Here is a 21,234-nt window from a genome sequence, read left to right as displayed (position 1 = left end):
TAAATTCACTTCTAATTTGGTTTATTATCGTAATTTTGCACCATTCATATGGGATATAAAAACCCTTTAATTTGAGCGCTGAATCACATTGATGAAAGATAAATTTTTCAATTACATAAACGAGCTTCAGGATACAATTACGTCTAAGCTAGAAGCCATTGATGGCAAGGAAAAATTTCATCAAGATATTTGGAAACGCCAAGAAGGTGGTGGTGGAAGAACACGTGTTATTGAAAATGGTAATGTGTTTGAAAAAGGTGGTGTGAATATTTCTGGTGTACATGGCAAATTACCTGAAAGTATGCAAACTTATTTTGGTGTTAAAGATGCCGATTTCTTTGCCTGCGGTTTAAGTTTAGTCTTGCATCCAAAAAATCCTATGGTGCCCACTGTACATGCCAACTGGCGTTATTTTGAAATGTATGATCGACAAGGACATATTGTCGATCAATGGTTTGGCGGGGGACAAGATCTAACCCCTTACTATTTGTTTGATGAAGATGCTAAACATTTTCATCACGTCTGTAAAACGGCATGTGATAAGCACCACCCAGAATTCTACCCTAATTATAAGGCAAGGTGCGATGACTATTTCCATAATTCCCATAGACATGAAGCCCGCGGTATCGGAGGTTTATTTTTTGACTATTGCAAGAAGACCGATGATATGAGTATGCAAAACTGGTACGACTTTGTTACCGAAGTTGGAGATAGCTTTCTTGAAGCCTATGTGCCCATTGTCGAAAGACGAAAAGATTTACCGTATTCTCAAGAGCAGAGGGATTGGCAAGAGATTAGACGTGGTCGTTATGTAGAGTTCAATCTTGTACACGATAAAGGCACCTTGTTTGGTTTAAAAACTAATGGTCGTATAGAGAGTATTTTAATGAGCTTACCACCCCATGTGCAATGGGTTTACGATCACCATCCCAAAGAGGGTAGCGAAGAGGAACGATTACTTAAGGTACTAAAGCATCCTGTCGATTGGGTTTGAATTACTTCCAAACAGTCACATCATCGAGATTGCCCTTTAACTCATTAGTATGATGAAACAATCTTGCCTTGAGCATAATGCGTCTGCCTTCAGGTTGGCGCGTGAACACTAATTTACCCATTCCCATAAATCGCAACCAATACTTATAGAATAACTGAGCGTCTTTTTTGTTTTTTCCAAAGACTTCTGGAACAGGATAAAAATTCTCGATATTAAGTCCCTTCTTAAAAAAGTTGGTCCCAACAATAATATATCTCGGAGATTCTATAGGTTCTAGTAATTCAGTGAGTGTTTTTAGGAAAAAGGCTTCTTCGTAATTACTTGCTCCTTTCAAACTGCAGGTTACGACACCATTATGTATTTCTTCAGAGTCTACTGTTACTAAACTTCTTTTAGTATTTAAAATACGCATATCATCCATAGTTTCTAAAATCACTAAACCCATTTGTTTGAGACGCTTATGTAAAAAGCCATGACGCAAATAATAAATAGTTGCTTTATATAATTTATAACCAAAAAATACAGCGATAATTAGACCTATAAATTTTATAACCGCAAGTAAATCCTTATTCACCGATATACTTAAAGCTGCTGCAATTGTTCCGAAAAAGAAGGTAAACAAGATTAATCCAATTTCTATTAAAACCAATGATGAAGCTTTAGAAAAATAAACCTCACGTTGTGCTTTAAACTCAGGTGTTTTAAAATCCTGAAGTTGCAACTGGCGCGTTAATTTGCTGCCGCTTCCTATAGAATTTTTCCACTGAATATTAATGTCGTTTCGTTTTCCTGAGCGCTCAATAGTCATGGTATTTAAGCTATCGACCTCAGCAGCATCAATTTTTTCGGGAATTCCCAGGCGCTCAAAACCATCGGTTATAAAAGGTATTTTGGTGTTGGTTATACCTACAAACGCTTCAAACCGACGCTTTAATAATTCGATTTCTTTTCCACCATATTTATCCGTTGGATCAATACAAGCCAAATGCCATATATTACTGATCTTTTTAGGCTTGTTGGCATCCCTCCTAATGGCTCTACCTCGCATTTGGTTGGAAGACACAAAAGAACCGACAAACGAGGCCAATATTAGGCTATTTATAGAAGGTGCATCCCAACCTTCACCCAATAGGGCTTTTGTACCAATCAATACTTTAATAATGCCGTCTTCAAACAATCTGGTAATAATGCCTACTATAGCCTTACTCGATTTATTTGAAGCCTTAACCAAAACAAAATCATTGTCGCTTTTTAAAGGCACATAAACATAGGACTCGCCTCCACTATAAGCACTTACAGCATGAATTATTGAATGGTGAACAATAACAATCGTTCCTGTGAGTACTGCTAAATCCTTATTATTTGGAGAACTTGTTCTGATGTAATGAAATATGGGTAACACACCAATTTTATCAATCGACACGGTATCTTCACTTGATGTATTTAAAAATTCTTTTCTCACATAATCTGTTAATACAACACAGCTCAGTGCTTCACCAAGTGCCAAGCGTTCGGCATTGACAATCTCAACAATACTCTCTAGTTTGCTTGGACTAAAGGCAAGCGATTTGTAGAGGGTCTCATTACCTGATAAATTGATTCTATTTTTTTCGAAAACATGGAGTTTTCTGAGCTCTTTTTCTAATTCAAGAAGATAATCTTCATGCTGCTCTAAGTTTTCACGATCCGTGACTAAGAGGTTTTGCAATAAAATTTCGAACCATTCATTGTTTAAATCAGGTAATTGTATACGGTCAGATTTGCGAATACCTAGAAGTTCTAATTTGTCTCTATCCGTTGGTATTCCAATAGCATTTAGCGTGATTAAAATTGATGAAAAAAATGCCGTATTAGAATATAATATATCTGTATGTTGCAATGGATCTTCATACAATCGGTGTTGTTCCAAAAGCCTAATAAAACGCTCATCATCTAAAATGCGAGATTTAAATTGAGAAATATTATCCCTGTAGGTTGAGATGTAATTGAGTTCGGAATCATAAGGCTTAGATAAATACACAAAATCCTGATGCGGACTTAAATCTTTTTCTCTAATCAAATCTGGAACAGAAATCTCATCATCAACTTCTCCGCAAAGCGAAAAATACTTGTTAACTTCCAATCTGCTACTGTCATAAGGCGGTGTAGCCGTAAGCGCAACTATAAAGTATGGATTACTCTTTTTTAATGCCATTAAGCACGTCCACCACGTATTTTTTAAATGATGTGCTTCATCCAAAACAAGAGTGTCAATTTCATGTATCTTAAAAAAGTCTAGAAATTTCGCTTCATTTTCAAACGATTTATAAAAGGAGTGTAATGACTGATATGTAGAAAATGTGACGGTACTCGGTTGTTTTATGTCTAACGACACGTCTTCAAACGGCTTGTCATCCGTGAAAAATGTCTGCAATCGATCTTGCCATTGGTCTCTAATGGTGAGTGCTGGCGCAAGTACTAATGCCTTTTGGCCAATGCGTCTTAATATTTCGATTCCTAAAATCGTCTTTCCAGAACCTGGAGGTGCAATCACATGAAAATGATGATCCTCAATATGAGCATCGAAATTCTTTAGAAGTTTATCTTGGTAATTTCGCCATGGAAACTGAAAGTTTAGGGCATTAAATAGATTTGGCAATATAGAATGGTTATTAATGGTTAATTTTGTGTTTCATAAAAATAACGATAATTAGCAAAGCCAAAAACATGTTTCCAATACGAAGACATAGACGCCTTAGAACTAATGACGCTATTAGAAGTTTGGTAAGAGAGACCTCCATCTCTTCTAATGATTTCTTAGTCCCTCTTTTTGTGGTAGAAGGCAAAGGTGTAAAAGAAGAAATTGCCTCGATGCCCAATTACTACCGCTACAGTTTAGATTTGCTTCAAGATGAAGTAAAATTGTTATGGAGTTTAGGTTTAAAATCGGTGTTGCTTTTTGTAAAAGTCAACGATACTTTAAAAGATAATAAAGGAACTGAAGCCTTAAATCCTGACGGACTGATGCAACGCGCCATAAAAACGGTTAAGGAGGTTTGTCCAGATATGTTAGTGATGACTGATGTGGCCTTGGACCCTTTTTCGTCTTATGGTCATGATGGCATTGTTGAAAACGGAAAAATCATTAATGACGCCACTGTTGAAGTATTAGCCGAAATGAGTATATCCCATGCCGAAGCTGGTGCCGATTTTGTAGCCCCCAGTGACATGATGGATGGCCGTATTTTAGGGATTAGGGAAGCTTTGGACCAGTCTAATTTAATAGATGTTGGCATTATGAGCTATTCCGCAAAATATGCGTCCGCATTTTATGGGCCTTTTAGAGATGCGCTAGACTCTGCGCCTGTGGATCTGGTCAATGTCCCAAAAGATAAAAAGACCTATCAGATGGATTTCGCCAATAGAGAGGAAGCCATTAGGGAAACCGAAATGGATATTAATGAGGGGGCAGATATCGTAATGGTTAAACCAGGCCTGAGCTATTTGGACATTGTGCGTGATATTAGAAATAGTTTTGACATCCCCATTGCCGTATATCAAGTCTCTGGCGAGTATGCCATGCTTAAAGCAGCAGCCGAAAAAGGATGGTTAGACCATGATGCTGTGATGTTAGAGCAAATCACCTCTATTAAGCGTGCTGGGGCTGATATTATAGCCTCATATTTTGCAAAAGATGTGGTGAAGTTATTGTAAATACCGATAGCAACTTTGAATATTGCTGAAAAACTGTCATCCTGAGCGTTGGCCCCTTAGCGCCTCGCCTTCCGAAGTCTTGTACGGCGGACAGGGAGTCGGAGGGAATCGAAGGATCGCCAAAGATATAGTAAGAGTTCTAAATACTTAGAAGTTATTTTAAACCTAACAGCGGACTTGTCATTTCGAACATGATAAGAAATTGAACCTTTAGCGTTCAGCTTCCTTGACTTTATAGGTTTTCTCGATATACCCCATTTTACCATTTTTAGAAATGGCTTCAATAATCACTGATACCTCCCCAACATGGTCGTCATTATAGAACTCTAAAATAGCCCTGCCTTCTTCGTTAAGTTCAACATCTGGTGACCAATGTATAACACTTCTATGGTCTGGGATTACCCAATCTTGACTTGATAGATTTTCATATTTTGGCGCATAAAACTCAGCAGTCTCAGAAAATCCTTCAATCTTATTGATTCTAAAACCTTTAGGCTTGACCATTCCAAAGATACCATTACCAGATTTAGTGTAGATATTAATTAAGGCTACATAAGTAGGACAAATGATTGTTCTTAACACTTGGTCACAATATTTATTTTTATTCTTCGGTGATTCTAAAATATCTATACTCTCAATTTCATCGACTGGCATACTTTCAACAAATCTATATTCTTCTAATGACAAAGGAATATTGTCAACCAACACATAAGTAAAGCCTCCTCCTCTTTCGGTTCCCCTCACCACAGCTCTTAGAAATTGATTGTTTGGTGGTCCTTCATTTATGATCATGATCTCATTTGGAAATTGAGCCCTGATGACACTTAAAAGCCCCGAGTTCCATTTTGGGGGATTTTTATTTAAGTCACTACCCTCTAATACTTTTGTAGGTTCCCCATGTCTTTTCATAAATGCTTCTCGCGCCGGAGTTAATTTATAGCCCTTTATATTAACTTCTTCTAAAGCAATGGTGTTGAAGGTCGTTTCATAGTTTTGCTTAATCTGATCAACGACCTGCATTTGTTCAGTAAAATTAGTTTTTATAGAGCTCGGTATCGAAAATGATCTTTTGCTTTGCTTTTGTATTTCTGGACGCCATTTTTTATCCAGGTTAATTTTAAAGTCTACTGCTTTTCCCCCATTATCGACCACTTGCATAAAAAATTCGGATTTGGGCTTGTAGATATCATCCAGTTGAAAACTATACCTGCCACTCGAGGGAACTTCCAAGCTGTAAAATTGCGGTATATCGTTTTTTATCATTAGGTTCAAATTCATAGGTTTTTTAGGGCGCTTGTTTGGGTTGAAATATTCACCAATGGTCCCAGATAATACAAGATTTGTTTCTGGATCATGTTTAAACGTTGTTATGGATGCCTCTTTTTGATACTTGTAATCCCGCCAACCTTGGGTTAACATCATAGCATCCAAATCTACATGTCGGCTTCTGTTTGATTTATCAAAATAGTAATTGGGATGTTCAATAAAGCCCTTTAGTTCTGAATTCAGTAATATAGACGCCAGAATATTGGGTTTATAGCTTCTGGAAGTTTCAGCTCGACTTTTACCTAACACTAAAACCGAAAGGCTCATTGGTGTCTTGGTTTGCATGCTGTCTATGGTAAGTGCTAGGCGTACCGCTTCACGTTGCGCATACACTATTTTATCCGAAACCATATGTACCTTTAATCTTTGATCTGGCCTATTATTAAAAACCAAGCGTTCACAAATGGTTTGATTTTTGTCATTCAGCACACTGATTTTTATGACGCCTTCCGGCAATGAGGCTTTTGGTATGGATGTCGTAATTGTATCTTTTAGCTCAAAACTAAAGTTCTGGTATTGGACACCTCTTGATGAGGTCTTAATGCTAAGGGTTTCTGACGTCTGATTATGAGATACAATAGACAATCGCAACTCGTCGCGCAAGCTCACCAATGTCATGACGCTGCCATTAGGTCTTGCCATGGGTAACTGATACTTATAACTAAGGTTCCCTTTGATAATTTCCGCATAATGCAAGGCATTTGGCTCAGGTAAAAGTTTAAAGGTCCCCATACCCAAGTCGTTACTGCTAAATGTGGTTATCGTATTGCCAAAATTATCTTTAATTGTTCCTTCTACTCTATGACCCAACCCATTATAATCTATAGCTTTAAAAGCTACCGTACTGAGAAGTCCATCGACAAGGTGGCCACCTTCAGGAAAAAATTGAATATCTAGATGGTCTTTGTCAATGATTACTGTTTCGATATAAAAATCGGTTTCCTCTTTCTTAATCCTAGATTTTGTAACGGTACTGAACTTCAATTCTGCTCTTATGGCATCATCAGGAAGTCTGTACTCTAATTTATAGGTATCATCCTCAGTTGCCTCTAAGGTTAGGGTATCAAGACGTTTTTCCGTATCTATAAACAGCCTTAATTTTCCTTTAAAATCACGATTGACTACCTTCGGATTGATATCTGCCTGTAAAGACTTATAATCTCCCGTACCAACAATCATATTGATTATTGGTTTTTGGCTTAATGTGTCTTTCTTTAAATCGACGACCTCTATGGGTTGCAAAAAAATAAAATCCTTTTCGAAGTTTCTGTTCCAATGTGTATAGGCTCTAATTCTATATTTACCAGGCTTATAACTTTTCTCAAGGACAAATGAACCATGAGCCAAACCATCGTTTAATTTTAATAACTGATGAGCAATAATGTTATCATTAGCATCGATTAGCTCGACATGCAGAATTTTACTGATGTCAGACCAACTATGATCATGGGACTTAGAAACTATAGCCTTAAACCAGACTGTTTCACCCGTTTGATATAAGGCATTGTCTATTTGCAAATAGATTTTCTCCGCAAGACTCTTCTGAAATAATAATGGTTCTGAGACCTCATTAAATATTTGGGCATAACAACATTGACCTGAACCAAAAAAGCATAGAAATAGTAGTCGTAAATAATACTGAGACACCAATTTAAAACATTGAATTTTATATGTATAATTTATATGTTTTTCATGTATTAAGTGTAAAAGTTCTCATAAAATAAGACAACTGTTTTCATTAATGTATAGGGTCCTAACAAATACAAATTCAAAATGTATCCTTAAAGTCTTTAAAAGAGGAAAAAACGAAGAGGACCAAATGCCGATTATATATTTATAATGGTTAATACCGATTTACAGTATGGGCTCTAAGCCTTGTCTTTTCTGGTATTTCTATTATACTTTAGGTTAACGCTAGGTTAACCTCGCTCATTTTCTTTTTTGTATCGCATCTTGATTTTAGATTTGTACCATCATCAACATGTCCTGAACTGTCACATTGAGCCTGCCTGTTCTTAGCAGAGCCGAAGTATCGAAGTGCGGTTTCAGTATCTAAAATCAAAAAACAATGAGAACTTTAAACAACAATCAAATTACGGAAAGAGACCAAAGAACTAAAGCGTACAACTGGAATACTAAGAGACGTTTTAGATGATAGTCCTAACTTAAAAGCAGAGTTTACGGTAAGCTTCATCAATCAAGAAAATCAATTCACCCCAAAACTGTAAACTCTGTTTTATGCTTAACTTACAGCAGCATATGAAAAGAAAAATCAACATTTTAATTACTGCATCAATTCTAGGGCTTATGGCCCTATCCGGTATTCAGGCGTATCTTATTAATAACACCTATAAACTCGAAAAAGATGCATTCATTGAAGAAACCAAGCGCAGTATTTTCCGCTTTGACGACAACATCGCGGAAATAGATTCTATTTACGAAACCATTGGTGATTTGGTTATTAATCAAATTATCGATTATAAACGAGGGCTATTACAAAAACCTGCATTTTTAAGTGACTTCGCTAAAACACGAGATGCTATTAATTCGCGCTACATAGAATTATATCAGAATACTTTTAAGGAACAAGGGGTATCTCATCCCGTAAAATTTCAAAAACGGCTAAAATCGATTGTTTTATTAGACTCTGTGGCCAACGACACTTTGTTTTTTAAGTCGACAAAAGAGCAATCACTACATCTCATAGGGGACAATTTTGATATCAATAGCGCCTATGGCATTAATAACTCACAAACAACAACTGACACAGAACGCGATTATGTAGAAGATGGGCTGCAAAAAACCATAAACTTTGAATTTCAGGTCGTAACCCAAGATTACTTTAATATTGATGGCTGGGAACAGGAAGTTTTAAGGCGAATGTCGGGTATTTTGGTGCTTTCAATCTTCATTTTTGCATTAGTTCTGGTGCTGCTTTACTATTCCATAAAAAACCTTATCACCCAGAAGAAAATTGCAGATATTAAAACCGATTTTGTCAATAATATGACGCACGAGCTTAAAACCCCTTTAGCGACTTTAACGCTTGCGACGAAGATGCTAAAGAAAGACGACATAAAACAGCAACCACAAATCGTTGACAATACCATACAGACTATTGAACGTCAAAATAAACGCTTACAACAACTAATCGACCAGGTACTGAACAATAGTTTGGGCTATCAAGAAATTCAGCTCAACAAGGAATTGGTGGATATAGAAGCCTATGTAAATACTGTATTAGATGATTTTATGTTGTCACAGAAATCTAAGGCTATTAGGTTAAATAGAAATTTTTCAATACAAAACCAAAAGGTGAAGCTCGACAAATTTTATATGACCACAGCGCTTTTAAACATCCTTGAAAATGCTGTGAAATATTCTGATGGTGATGTCATCATAGACTGTATGGTGAACAGTACGTCGGCATTGAACATCTCCATTAAAGACTATGGCATTGGTATTTCTAATAAGGATAAAAAACAGGTGTTCGATAAATTTTTTAGAGCAGGAAATACTGAGGTTCACGATGTTAAAGGTCTCGGTCTTGGTTTGTATTATACCAATCAAATCGTAAAAGCCCACCATGGGCAGATTAGTGTTGAAAGCAAAGAGGGCAAAGGCACTATTTTTACACTAACTATCCCTTTTCATTAATAATGTATTCTATGAAACATATTTTACTAGCTGAAGATGATCTAGATTTTGGGAACATCCTAAAGCAATATTTAGAAATCTCGGGGTTCACTATTACTTGGGCTAAAGATGGCAAGGAGGCATTAGAACTGTTCCAAAAGAAACATTTTAATATTTGTGTTTTTGATGTTATGATGCCAAAAATGGATGGTTTTACCTTGGCAGAAAAAGTTATTGATATCGCACCAGAAACACCGTTTATCTTTCTCACTGCCCGAAAACTAAAGGAAGATAAAATTAAAGGCTTAAAGCTCGGTGCAGACGATTATATCGTAAAACCCTTTGAAGCCGATGAATTAGTCCTTAGGCTAAATAATATCCTTAAACGAACCGAAAAAACAGCTAGTATATCAATTCAAGAGGCCAATATAGATATCGGTACTTACACATTCAACACGCAAAGATGTGAGCTTATTTGCGGGGATTTCAAAAAACAATTGACACATAAGGAAGCTGAGCTTATTTTATTCTTGTACAACCATAAGAATCAACTACTAAAGCGCGAAGATATCTTGAAAGCCGTTTGGGAAAATGATGATTTCTTCTCTGGCCGCAGTATGGATGTTTTTATAAGCCGTCTCAGAAAATATTTTAAACTAGACCCCTCAATAGCTATAGAAAGCATTAGAAATGTAGGTTTAGAATTTAAAGTAAGTTAATGTCAGGTTGAGCGCACGCGTGTCGCTGAAACTTTAGCGTAAGCACAGTCGAAACCTTATTAAGAGACAAGAACAAATTACCTTTCGACTTTCTCTGCAAGGTGCTTTCAATAAAATATATTTTATCTTAACCAATGCTCAAGGTGACAGCCAGAGTTAATAGAATTTCACGCCTTGGTTAATGCTGGGTTAACGCCTGGCATTTTCTTTTTTCTACAGATGTTGTCGTCTACATTTGCCTTGTACAATCATTAAAAGCGAATTATTATGAATTTCAAAAAGTCAAAAAACGTCAATGGAAGCATCAGAATAATTGATGTAAAAACAACAGTCTGTGTTGTGTTAATCACTGCATTCTGTTTAACATTTAGCCTTAGTGCACAGACCACACCTGAGCCACCCACGCCACCTAAAACTTCAAACTCAAAGACCATTTCAAGAACATCACAATCCGTGTCTGTGGAGCATGACGATAACGAAATACATAACAGTTCGGTATCCGTGTCTGTTTCAGACGATGAGTACAAGTTTAGAGCGCGTTATCATCAATCAAAAAACGAAGGTGTGAAGGCCATATTAATAGAGGCATTGGGAAAAGATAATCTTAGCGTAAAAGGTAACACCTATTTATGGTCAGACAGTAAAAATGGGAATGACATCTTTGAGTGTAAATTAACTAAGGGCCACTTAAGAATGTATTTGGATACAGATTTAGCATCAAAAGGGTATACCGAAAAAATCAATGCACTTGGTAAGGATTTAAAGCACTTTATTTCTGGTACAGATGCTAAAAAAGAAAGTGAGCGCGCCGTAGCAAAAGCCAAACGTGAATTAGAGCGTGCAGAGCGCGAATTGGAAAGGGCTAAACGCGAAGCAGAACAAGCAGCTAGAGCAGCAAAACGTGCTGCAAAAAATTAAGGGCACCTAAAATCAAAAAGCCTTAACCTATATTATTAGGTTAAGGCTTTTTGATTTTCTAATCTTTTCCAAACGGATCTCCAGCTAATTTTCTTAACTCTTCTTTAGTAATTAGTGGCCCTTCTTTTGGTTCAATAATATCTTTAACTTCTGGATGATTAAATTCTATTTCCTTTACAACAAAGTAATGTTTGTTATTATAGAACTCTAGGATCAACCCTGGAAGACCATTAAAACCTCTTGGCCCATGCTTAACCGGGAGGTCTTCGGTAAACCAAGCTACTCTTTTTTCATCCGAATCCTTTATGGCTTTTTTACACAAGTAGCCTTTAATCTCTTTAGTTTCATTAGTAATTGTCCAGTCCATTGAGTCTACTTTTACACGCTTCTTTTCGCCCCATATTTCGAAAGTACTAATGTTATAATTGCGGCTCCAATCTGTATAAAAAAGTCTATCCCCACCTGCCATACCATGATTAAAATTAATTCCTGTCGGATTAATAGATATAGCGCCATCTATATTTTCAAACTTTGGCACTTCCTTATTATCCTCTACATAATAAAGCGAAATACTATCATTAAACACTAAATAACTCTCCACAGGCTGGGATTCATGAAGCATCTCCAGAGCTTCATTTCTAGCATCTGTATTTTCAGGGTTTTCATATGGCTCTTCTATAGTACTCTTATCGATGGAGACTTTATACGTTATTTTTCCTTTGGTCTGAGACCATGTCACTAGAGATACAACTACAAAAAGAATCGTCAGTTTATTTTTCATATTTAAATATATGAAATCTAATTTAAGTATTCATTTTGTAACTTCGTAACAACAAAACTTCAATACATTAATGGGCTTACTCATTTTTTACGCTGTCATTTCCATTTTCTTTTCATTTTTATGTTCCATTTTAGAGGCTGTTTTACTGAGTATCACACCCACATTTATCAATGTAAAGAAGAATGAAGGCAAAGCTTACGCCAATGATTTAGAAGATTTAAAAAAAGATGTCGATAGGCCTTTGATTGCCATACTTACCCTCAACACTATTGCACATACCGTTGGTGCTATTCTAGTTGGTGTACAAGCAAAAGTAGCATATGCTGAGCTTTATGGCAGCACAAAACGAAGTCTATTGGGTATAGAGTTTACGGAAGATATTATGGTAGGCTTGGTATCTACGATAATGACCATACTTATTTTAGTGGCTTCAGAAATTATCCCTAAAACCATTGGTGCTACCTATTGGAAACAGTTAGCGAACTTTTCTACCAAAGCTTTAAATGTTTTAATCTTTATATGCAAATGGACCGGTGTCTTATGGCTTATGCGACTCTTTACAAAACTCTTTGGGAAAGGCCACCATGGCAGTGTTTTAAGTCGTGAGGACTTCCATGCTATGGCCGATATTGCTCAAGAAGAAGGTGTATTTCAAGAGAGCGAAAGTAAAGTCATTAAAAACCTTCTAACGTTTAAAGATGTGCAGGCCAAAGATATTATGACACCACGTACGGTGATGAAAACCGAAAACGAAAATACCACCATTGAGGACTTTTTTATTGCCAACCAAAATATTCGTTTTTCGCGCATTCCCGTTTATACCGAGGACCCTGATAATATTACCGGTTTGGTTCTAAAAGACGAAGTTTTTAAGGAGATGGCACTAGGCCGTAAGTCCAAGTTGCTATCAGAAATTAAACGAAGTATTATTATTGTTAACCGGAGCCTAGCCATACCCACCCTTTTTGAAGAATTAGTAGAAAGCAGAAACCACATGGCTCTAGTGGTCGATGAATACGGTTCGGTAAGCGGATTGGTCACTATGGAGGACGTTATTGAAACCCTCCTTGGATTAGAAATTATGGACGAGAGTGATAACGTGTCCGATTTACAATTACTTGCCAGAAAGAGCTGGGAAGCCAGGGCAAAACGTCTTGGGTTAATAGAAAATGATAATCCCGAAAATTAATGGATACCTGCTATATCGAAACTCCTCTTGGACATGCTAAAATTGTTGGTGACACCAATGGCATATCGTCTGTCTCTATATTAGATACTAACGTAGAACTATCGACGGTGATTCCGGAGTCGCTTTTAGACTGCACCACACAGCTTAAGGCTTACTTTAATAATCAATTAAAATCGTTTGATCTCAACTTAAATCCTGAAGGCACAGTCTTTCAAAAAAAGGTATGGAACTTACTCCAGCAAATTCCCTACGGTAAAACCATATCGTATCTGGACCTATCAAAACAATTGGGCGATGTTAAAGCTATTAGAGCTGTGGCAAGCGCCAACGGAAAAAATCCACTATGGATCATTGTACCTTGCCACAGGGTTATAGGAAGTGATGGTAGCTTAACCGGATATGCTGGTGGCTTACACAGAAAACAATGGCTGCTCAATCATGAAAGTGAGTACAAACAGCAAACCCTTTTTTGATGTATAAATCGGGCACAGAATTTCTAAAGCGCTTTTTTAAGGTGTCTACCATATATAAATATGGCTTTAATTGGTCTCCGATGTACCGCAGAACAACCGCTAAGTTGATTGAGGTGAGCGATGATTTGCATTATGTGAAAATTCGTCTTCGACTTAACTGGAAAAATCGAAATTATGCAGGAAGCATTTTTGGAGGAAGCATGCTAGCTGCAACAGATCCTATTTATATGATTCAGCTGCTTCAAATCTTAGGCAATGACTATGTTGTTTGGGATAAGGCGGTAGAAGCGCGTTATAGAAAACCTGCGAAATCTACTATTTATGGTGAGTTTAGTTTTACTAAAGCCGAAATTGAAACCATAAAACAGAAGGTCGACGAAAAAAAGGAAACGGATATTCTTAAGACCATGAGTCTGGTTGACGACAAACAGCATATAATTGCTACTTTTAATAAAACACTTTATATCGCAGATAAGCGTTTTTATAAAGAAAAGTTGAAGAAACGCAAGACATCATTAACAAACGATAACAATGAAATTTCTAAAAAAGCTATTTAAATACCTTATCATCCTGCTAGGGCTACTCATTGTAGTGTTATACATTACAGATACGGATTATCTCCTAAAAGCCGTTCGTACCATTTACATGAATGGACACACGACTGCCTTTTTAGAAGATTACAAGTATTTTGATAACCGAAGAATCGAAGCCAGTGAGCGTCCACAACCTTGGCCAAATCACAAGGCCTATAACTCGGTAAAACCAACCGAAGCCTTACAAAAAGCTAATAACGATTGGGGGACCATTGCATACGTCATTATAAAAAATGATAGTATTTGGTTTGAGGAGTACTATGATGGTTTTGGGGAAAATTCAAAGTCCAACTCCTTCTCAATGGCAAAGAGTTATGTGTCAGGAATGATGTTTAAAGCTATTCAGGATGGTTATATTAAAAGTTTAGATCAACCTATCTGCGACTTTCTACCTGATTTCTGTGAAGGGAAAGCATCAAAAACAACGGTTGGGGATTTGAGCAGTATGGCCTCTGGTACAGATTGGGATGAAGCCTATTACTCACCATTATCAATAACGACACGTGCCTATTTTGATGATGACTTAGCAAAAGTCTCTAATGGCCTTAAGGTTGTAAACGACCCTGGACAAGCCTTTAAATATGCTAGCGGGGATACACAAATGTTAGCAATGGTCATTGAAAAAGCAACAGGTAAAAAATTATACAAATATCTAGAAGAAAGCTTTTGGAAACCTTTGGGAAGTGAAAATGATGTGCTTTGGCAAGTGGATAGCGATGGCCATGATTTGGTAAAAGCTTACTGCTGTATTGCTGGCAATGCCAAAGATTTTGCCCGTTTTGGAAAACTATTTAAGGACCATGGGAAATGGAATGGTCAACAACTTTTAGATTCGGCCTTTGTGGCAAAAGCCATTACTCCTCGTTTTCCGGAAAGTCCAGAATATGGCTATGGGTGGTGGATGAAGGATGTCGGTGGTAAAAACTTTAAGATGATGCGCGGTCATTTAGGGCAGTACGTCATCATTCAGCCTGAGGACAATGTAATCATTATCAGGCTAGGCCACCAAAAATCACCAGATGCTGGAATCGGTAAGTTTACCAATGATATTACCCTTTATATAGAAGAAGCTTATGAAATGTTAGGATTATGATTTCTAAACTCAACCTAGAAGATATACTATTTTTAGACATTGAAACCGTTCCTGAAACCAAAGCGTTTCTTGATTTAGATACGGACAAACAAGGACTTTGGGAGGCGAAGTCTAAATACCAGCGTAAGGACGAGTTTACGGCTGAAGAATTTTACCCTAGAGCAGGCATTTGGGCCGAGTTTGGTAAAATTATCTGTATTTCTGTGGGCTACTTTAATATGGATGGTGATATGAGAACTTATAGAGTAACCTCGTTCCATGGCGACGAAGTAAACATCTTAAAAGACTTTAAAAATCTGGTTATTTCTCATTTTAGCCATAGCAAGCATTTATTATGTGCCCATAATGGTAAGGAGTTCGATTTTCCTTATATCGCTAGGAGAATGATTATTCATGGCATAGCATTACCTTATAAATTGAATCTTTTCGGCAAAAAACCTTGGGAGGTACCACATTTAGATACTTTAGAACTCTGGAAATTCGGTGATTATAAAACCTATACCTCTCTAAAACTACTCACCCATGTTTTGGGTATTCCTTCCCCAAAAGACGATATTGACGGAAGCGAAGTTTATCACGTTTACTATGAGGAGAATGATATAGACCGTATTGTCAGCTACTGCGAAAAAGATACCATTGCCGTAGCACAAGTGCTATTGCGGCTTAGAGGTGATACGCTACTTCATGATAGTGAGATTAAACATATATAAAAAAACCCAGAAGCTTAACTTCTGGGTTTTTTCAAAGGACTTTACTATTTAATCAGTTCTTAATAAACTTCTTAGTGATCATTTCATCACCGTCATTCACTTCAATGAAATATAGACCTCCTTTGAGTTGAGAAACGTCTATTTTACCTTCGGAAGTGCCACGAGCTACTGTACGCCCTTGAATATTTACAATTCTGTAGTCGAACACATCTAGGCTAGAAACCTCAACATTTAGAATGTTTCCTTTTACCGGATTTGGATACACGTTGATATCCAATTCCGAAATTTCAGGTGAATCTCCATAGCCTACAATTTCTAACTTATCCTTACTACCGCGTGAACCACTTGAAATTCCTGTAATAGTCACTTGATCAATAAATATTTGATCTTGGTTTCCGGAAGCATCACACTGGAATCTAAATCCAGAACTAACCGCAAAGTTGTACTGTGCAGGTGTAATCGTTACTGTGGCATTGTAGAAGGTGTTATTATCAATATCTACACCTCTAGTCCAGGTTTGTACGGTATTCCAAACTGAACCATCAAAGAAGCGCAACCAGAAATCCTCACCGTTCTCCATGCTAAAGACATAGAAATAAAAATCAACTTCAACTGAGCTGTAAGGCGTGACGTCTATGTTGTTTAAGGTCATTGACGAAGCTACGCCAGAATTGTCTCTAATTCGCACTGACCAAAGCCCTTCAAAGGAATTTGCCGATTGTACTCTAGCACAATCGCTACCTCCATCAATCCATCCATCGAGACCTGTTTCAAAGAAGCCTTCATTAAGGATGACGTTAGACGTGCTACAAGGTGCACAGAAAGACCCACCACAATCGACACCGGTTTCATCACCATTTTGAATCCCATCATCACAGGTCGGTGCTGCCGGCTCTAACAATTGTACATCATCAATAGCAATATCAGCTTGCCAAGTACTGCCTACAAAGCGATTGAATCTTACTTGAACATTACCACCTGCATAAGCTGATAAATCTAAATTTACAGTCAACCATTGGTTACCTTGATTTCCTGTTTGGTTCCAGATACTCGTCCAAGTACTACCGTCATCATCAGAGATCTCTAGATCGATAGAACCCATATCCGCTGCTCCAAACATATGGTATTGGAAGCTAAATTCTGGATTTGTTAATCCGCCTAAATCAAAACAAGGAGAGGTAATGATTGCTCTCTTGTCTGGATAGCCTGTACCGTTAATAGAAGCTTCAACATAAATATAACTTGAGCCTTCCACGGCAGAAGATGGTCCAGTGTTATTAGATTGGGTTATTCCAGAATTTACCAACCAATTTAAATCATCTGCGGTTGATTGTGTCCATGCCCCAATTGAGCCTTCAAAACCTTCGGTATAAGGGTAAGTGGAAATTCCACCTGAACATCCAGAAGATGGATCTGAAACGTTAACCGTTCTAATCACCTCCGTAGCCGCATTGCCTGCAGCATCACTCACATTATAAGTAATCTGGTAAACACCAGCCGTATTGGTATTGACGGACCCTCCAATAACGATATTGGCAGTGAGGTCGCCATCTAAATTATCCGTCGCAGTCGCCCCTTGTTCCGTATAGGTATCACCCACGGTTAAATTAATGGTCGATGCACCAATTAAGGTAATGACTGGTGGCGTAGTATCGGCGCTGACATTAACCGTTCTAACAACTTCCGTCGCGGCATTGCCGGCAGCATCACTCACATTATACGTGACTTGGTAAACTCCTGCGGTATTGGTATCAACTGAACCACCAATAACAATATTAGCACTAATATCACCATCCAAATTATCAGTAGCCGTTGCTCCTTGTTCGGTATAAGTATCGCCTACATTCAAGTTGATGGTTGAGGCACCTGTTAAAGTAATGACTGGTGGTGTTGTATCCGGAGCTACATTGACGGTTCTTGTCACTTGAGTTGCGGCATTTCCAGATGAATCGCTAACGTTATAATTTACAAAATAAGTTCCTGCAACTGCAGTATTAACCGTACCCGTAATAACAATATTAGCACTAATATCCCCATCAAAATTATCTGTTGCTGTGGCTCCTAATTCATTGTAGGTCTCTCCAACATTTAAGTTGATGGTCGATGCGCCAATTAAGGTAATCACTGGCGGGGTTGTATCGGCGTTGACATTAACTGTTCTAATCACCTCTGTTGCTGCATTACCAGCCGCATCACTTACATTATAGGTTACCTGATAAGACCCAACAACACTTGTATTTACCACGTCGCCACCAACAACAATACTCGAGGTCAAATCTCCATCGACATTATCTGTCGCGGTAGCACCCAATTCTGTATAGGGATCACCCAACTCTAAATTTATAGTAGATGCCCCATTTAAGGTAATGACTGGAGCTTCAGTATCTGGTGCATTACCTTCTATGATCACTGTATAATCTTCAACCTCTCCATAAGTAAAATTATCACAAGGTCCGGGTATTTGATTATAGCGCATTGTAACACGCATTCTGGTAGAATTCTCAACAGCTCCTGAGGGAATTGTAAAACTTCCACTGACTGGTGTAGTTTGACTTGGTGCTAAAGTAAATACTTCTTCTCCAGCATCTGTAAAATCGCCATCTCTATTATAATCTATCCAAACACCATAACCCTCATTATATAAAGTACCCGTCCATGTTGGCGTAATGGTAATAGTGTATTGCGTATCTTTAGTAAGCGTTGTAGATATATTGGTAAAATCTGAGTAAAATTGAGCTCCAGAACTATTATCAATCGTATTCAATTGTACACGACTAATAAATTCGTCATTGACATTTGTACTCGCCGAATCACAATAGTTTAATTGAACATCGGTAGTTGTAAAATTCACTGAGGCGCTATAGGCTGAGTTAGAGCCGCCTGAACATTTACTTCTGACCTGAGCTTCATATGGCGTTAAAGCCGTTAAACCCGTAACGTCTGAAGAAATACCCGTTACAGCAATCGTTGTCCAAGTGGATGTTCCCGTTTGTCTATATCTTAAATCGTATGTGGCTCCAGGTATCGCATCCCAACTTAGTGTCGCACTGGTTTCTGCTACATTTGAAGCCGCTAAACCAGTGGGAACATCAGCATTACAAACGACTGGCGCGCCAATTGTAAAATTCGTATTCGAAATATCAAAGAATATGTTGTTAGATCCCCTAACCATGATTCTATTCTGGTTCCCTTGATTGTTCGGTACTATGATATCGTGAGAGCCATCATTGGCTACTCCAGAAGCAATGGTTATGGGATAGGTATCCCCGCCATCTGTGGATAACAAAATGTCGACTGTAGCAGCATTTATTCCATTTCCAGTGGTGCCAGCCACATCCCAACTCACGCTTTGTGCCGTACCTGCATTCCAGGTCACATTAGTATTTGGTGTGTTCACTACAAAAGGTCCAGCGGTACCATTTACAGTAACGACCATATCATCACTGTTATTTGTGCCTCCACCTGCAACATTATCTCTAACCGTCAATCTAAAGTTTAGGCTTCTCGCCACATTAGGAACCGCTTCCCATTGCCATGATGTTGCACCTGCTTTAATGGTTTCTAACCTCGGAAAATAACGCTTCGTATCGGTCGTTGGATTAAATGACCTAAACGCTACTCCTGATGTGGCATTTACACTTGGGTTTGTCGTAGACGCATTATTTTCGTCGTACTGTTCCCAACAATACGTTAATACATCACCTGCATCAGCATCTGTAGCAGAACCTTCTAATACAAAAGGTGTTCCTCTAGGAATGGTATAGTTGGCACCAGCATTGACATTAGGGACATTATTCCCCGTATTTGTATTGGTTTGACAATTTGTTGTTTTAATATAATTTGTAATCTGTTCAATAGAAGCCGCATGAAAATAGGGATCACTGTTGTTTTGAACATCCGTACCTCCAGTAATACCAGCATAGCCCATGATTGTCGAACCACTACCGGGTTCCATCTGTACATTGGTACCTTCATTGCCACCAAATGTCCAAGTATGGTTGGCCCCAAACTGATGTCCTATTTCGTGAGAAACATAATCCACGTCAAACGGGTCCCCTTCTGGGATGGTTAAAGAGGACCATCCACTTCCTTTCTGACCATTCACACAAACACAGCCTATACATCCTGCATTTCCATTATTCTGAAGGTTTGCAAATAAATGACCAATATCGTAATTCGCTTCACCAATCACACTGGTTAGTGTATTTTGTAATTGGGAATTATATCCACTTGTGGTATTGCCATAAGGATCGGTTGCCGTACTGGTATAAATGACATCGTCCGTATTGGCTATTAAAATCATAGTCACATTAAAGTCCACTTCAAAAATACCATTAACTCGTGTCATTGTGGTATTAATGGCTGCCAGTGCTTGGGCCTTAGTGCCACCATGGTATTGTGTATATTCTCCTGTAGCAGATACCGCAATTCTATACGTTCTAAGAACGGCATCATCTGCATTTTTCATCACAAAACCTGATGTGACCTTACGGTTCATTTGTTCAGTTACTTCACACTCAAAATTGTTGTGATAATCGATTCTGTTTTTCCTGTTAAATGCGATATAGTTGTCAGATCCCCGAGCTACCTGTTCTATAAATGTATTATTGCCATTAGTGGATAGAATCATGCCACTAAACCCGTATGGCGACAAGCTGAATCTTATAACAGATGAAGCATCGTCTAATCCCTGACCGACATAAGATCTGATATCGGGAAATCGCGACTGTAAATCAGGATGCATTACCGAGGCCTCTTTAACAGAGAAACGCTGTAACTTCCCTTCAGCATTTGGAAAGGATAAAATGGTATTCGATGAAACGGAAAAATCATTCCGTTGGGCAACGCCATTCAAGGCCTGCCTTAGTGCATTGACATTCAAACTAAAGGTTTGAAATTCTTTTAATGATTGATGACTTGTTTTCGATAGTAAACTGGCATTAGAAGTTTGTTTTTGCCAAAATACCTTACTTTGAGACCACAAGGTGGCCGTTGCTGTCATCATTGCGATGAGCAGCAGTGCTTTAATTCTCATAAATGTTGAGGTTAATAGATTAATTAATAGCTTTCCTAGTTTTAAATTAACTAAATTTTAACAAGAAATAGAGC

General features: G+C 37.9%; 14 protein-coding genes. 10 read left to right on the top strand and 4 right to left on the bottom strand.

The annotated features are described in order from the left end of the window. Nucleotides 1-91: 91 nt before the first annotated feature. Nucleotides 92-994 carry an oxygen-dependent coproporphyrinogen oxidase gene (gene hemF, locus ACO052_RS04070; protein WP_422106741.1) on the top strand — a complete coding sequence of 301 codons (903 nt, stop codon included), beginning with the start codon at nucleotides 92-94 and terminating at the stop codon, nucleotides 992-994. A 1-nt stretch (nucleotide 995) separates the two neighbouring features. On the opposite strand, the gene ACO052_RS04065 is transcribed toward hemF, so the two are convergent. After that, complete coding sequence (locus ACO052_RS04065; protein ID WP_422106740.1) at nucleotides 996-3,632, bottom strand: DEAD/DEAH box helicase family protein; 2,637 nt, start codon at nucleotides 3,630-3,632, stop codon at nucleotides 996-998. A gap of 68 nt (nucleotides 3,633-3,700) precedes the next feature. Here ACO052_RS04065 and hemB point away from each other — a divergent pair, with 68 nt between their 5' ends. Then, nucleotides 3,701-4,687, top strand: coding sequence for a porphobilinogen synthase (gene hemB, locus ACO052_RS04060; RefSeq protein WP_422106739.1), 987 nt, complete (start codon nucleotides 3,701-3,703; stop codon nucleotides 4,685-4,687). Between the two features lie 210 nt (nucleotides 4,688-4,897). Here hemB and ACO052_RS04055 read toward each other — a convergent pair whose 3' ends face one another. Next, nucleotides 4,898-7,660, bottom strand: a complete 2,763-nt coding sequence (locus tag ACO052_RS04055) for an MG2 domain-containing protein (RefSeq protein ID WP_422106738.1) — start codon at nucleotides 7,658-7,660, stop codon at nucleotides 4,898-4,900. 612 nt (nucleotides 7,661-8,272) lie between these two features. Between ACO052_RS04055 and ACO052_RS04050 the strand changes: the two genes are divergently transcribed. The 3 genes from ACO052_RS04050 to ACO052_RS04040 all read left to right on the top strand — a co-directional run bounded on the left by ACO052_RS04050 (nucleotide 8,273) and on the right by ACO052_RS04040 (nucleotide 11,286). Beyond that, on the top strand, nucleotides 8,273-9,670 hold the full coding sequence (locus tag ACO052_RS04050; protein ID WP_422106737.1) for a sensor histidine kinase: 1,398 nt from the start codon (nucleotides 8,273-8,275) through the stop codon (nucleotides 9,668-9,670). 11 nt (nucleotides 9,671-9,681) lie between these two features. Further along, the gene (locus ACO052_RS04045) at nucleotides 9,682-10,368 is read left to right on the top strand and encodes a response regulator transcription factor (protein WP_422106736.1); all 687 of its coding nucleotides are present in this window, start codon (nucleotides 9,682-9,684) and stop codon (nucleotides 10,366-10,368) included. Between the two features lie 267 nt (nucleotides 10,369-10,635). Then, nucleotides 10,636-11,286, top strand: coding sequence for a hypothetical protein (locus ACO052_RS04040; RefSeq protein ID WP_422106735.1), 651 nt, complete (start codon nucleotides 10,636-10,638; stop codon nucleotides 11,284-11,286). A 58-nt stretch (nucleotides 11,287-11,344) separates the two neighbouring features. Here ACO052_RS04040 and ACO052_RS04035 read toward each other — a convergent pair whose 3' ends face one another. Next, nucleotides 11,345-12,067, bottom strand: coding sequence for a GLPGLI family protein (locus tag ACO052_RS04035; RefSeq protein WP_422106734.1), 723 nt, complete (start codon nucleotides 12,065-12,067; stop codon nucleotides 11,345-11,347). Nucleotides 12,068-12,137: 70 nt separating this feature from the next. Between ACO052_RS04035 and ACO052_RS04030 the strand changes: the two genes are divergently transcribed. The 5 genes from ACO052_RS04030 to ACO052_RS04010 are packed head-to-tail and all read left to right on the top strand — an operon-like array spanning nucleotide 12,138 to nucleotide 16,125. Continuing rightward, nucleotides 12,138-13,256, top strand: a complete 1,119-nt coding sequence (locus ACO052_RS04030) for a CNNM domain-containing protein (protein WP_422106733.1) — start codon at nucleotides 12,138-12,140, stop codon at nucleotides 13,254-13,256. Beyond that, nucleotides 13,256-13,729: a methylated-DNA--[protein]-cysteine S-methyltransferase gene (locus ACO052_RS04025; protein ID WP_422106732.1), complete on the top strand. Its 474-nt coding sequence runs from the start codon at nucleotides 13,256-13,258 to the stop codon at nucleotides 13,727-13,729. The genes ACO052_RS04030 and ACO052_RS04025 overlap by 1 nt, the downstream gene beginning before the upstream one ends. After that, nucleotides 13,729-14,286 (top strand): PaaI family thioesterase, encoded by a 558-nt coding sequence (locus tag ACO052_RS04020; RefSeq protein ID WP_422106731.1) that lies wholly within the window; start codon nucleotides 13,729-13,731, stop codon nucleotides 14,284-14,286. Before ACO052_RS04025 ends, ACO052_RS04020 begins: the two co-directional genes overlap by 1 nt. Then, nucleotides 14,261-15,415, top strand: coding sequence for a serine hydrolase domain-containing protein (locus ACO052_RS04015; protein ID WP_422106730.1), 1,155 nt, complete (start codon nucleotides 14,261-14,263; stop codon nucleotides 15,413-15,415). The genes ACO052_RS04020 and ACO052_RS04015 overlap by 26 nt, the downstream gene beginning before the upstream one ends. Beyond that, entirely contained in the window at nucleotides 15,412-16,125 is a 714-nt protein-coding gene (locus ACO052_RS04010) for a 3'-5' exonuclease (RefSeq protein WP_422106729.1), read from the top strand. The genes ACO052_RS04015 and ACO052_RS04010 overlap by 4 nt, the downstream gene beginning before the upstream one ends. Nucleotides 16,126-16,177: 52 nt before the next feature. Here the strand turns inward: ACO052_RS04010 and ACO052_RS04005 are convergent, their stop codons facing one another. Then, entirely contained in the window at nucleotides 16,178-21,160 is a 4,983-nt protein-coding gene (locus ACO052_RS04005) for an immunoglobulin-like domain-containing protein (protein WP_422106728.1), read from the bottom strand. Between the last annotated feature and the right edge of the window lie 74 nt (nucleotides 21,161-21,234).

This window comes from Winogradskyella sp., from assembly GCF_965228925.1.
In the GTDB taxonomy this organism is placed as follows: domain Bacteria; phylum Bacteroidota; class Bacteroidia; order Flavobacteriales; family Flavobacteriaceae; genus Winogradskyella.
Note: the sequence above shows the minus strand (reverse complement) of the source record. Positions and strands in the feature narration are given on the sequence as shown.

Bases quoted from the DNA above. Each gene is read 5' to 3' on its own strand.
- ACO052_RS04010 (WP_422106729.1), top strand. From the start codon at position 15,412: ATGATTTCTAAACTCAACCTAGAAGATATACTATTTTTAGACATTGAA.
- ACO052_RS04045 (WP_422106736.1), top strand. From the start codon at position 9,682: ATGAAACATATTTTACTAGCTGAAGATGATCTAGATTTTGGGAACATC.
- ACO052_RS04030 (WP_422106733.1), top strand. From the start codon at position 12,138: ATGGGCTTACTCATTTTTTACGCTGTCATTTCCATTTTCTTTTCATTT.
- ACO052_RS04025 (WP_422106732.1), top strand. From the start codon at position 13,256: ATGGATACCTGCTATATCGAAACTCCTCTTGGACATGCTAAAATTGTT.
- hemF (WP_422106741.1), top strand. From the start codon at position 92: ATGAAAGATAAATTTTTCAATTACATAAACGAGCTTCAGGATACAATT.
- ACO052_RS04035 (WP_422106734.1), bottom strand. From the start codon at position 12,067: ATGAAAAATAAACTGACGATTCTTTTTGTAGTTGTATCTCTAGTGACA.
- ACO052_RS04005 (WP_422106728.1), bottom strand. From the start codon at position 21,160: ATGAGAATTAAAGCACTGCTGCTCATCGCAATGATGACAGCAACGGCC.
- ACO052_RS04020 (WP_422106731.1), top strand. From the start codon at position 13,729: ATGTATAAATCGGGCACAGAATTTCTAAAGCGCTTTTTTAAGGTGTCT.
- hemB (WP_422106739.1), top strand. From the start codon at position 3,701: ATGTTTCCAATACGAAGACATAGACGCCTTAGAACTAATGACGCTATT.
- ACO052_RS04050 (WP_422106737.1), top strand. From the start codon at position 8,273: ATGAAAAGAAAAATCAACATTTTAATTACTGCATCAATTCTAGGGCTT.
- ACO052_RS04040 (WP_422106735.1), top strand. From the start codon at position 10,636: ATGAATTTCAAAAAGTCAAAAAACGTCAATGGAAGCATCAGAATAATT.
- ACO052_RS04015 (WP_422106730.1), top strand. From the start codon at position 14,261: ATGAAATTTCTAAAAAAGCTATTTAAATACCTTATCATCCTGCTAGGG.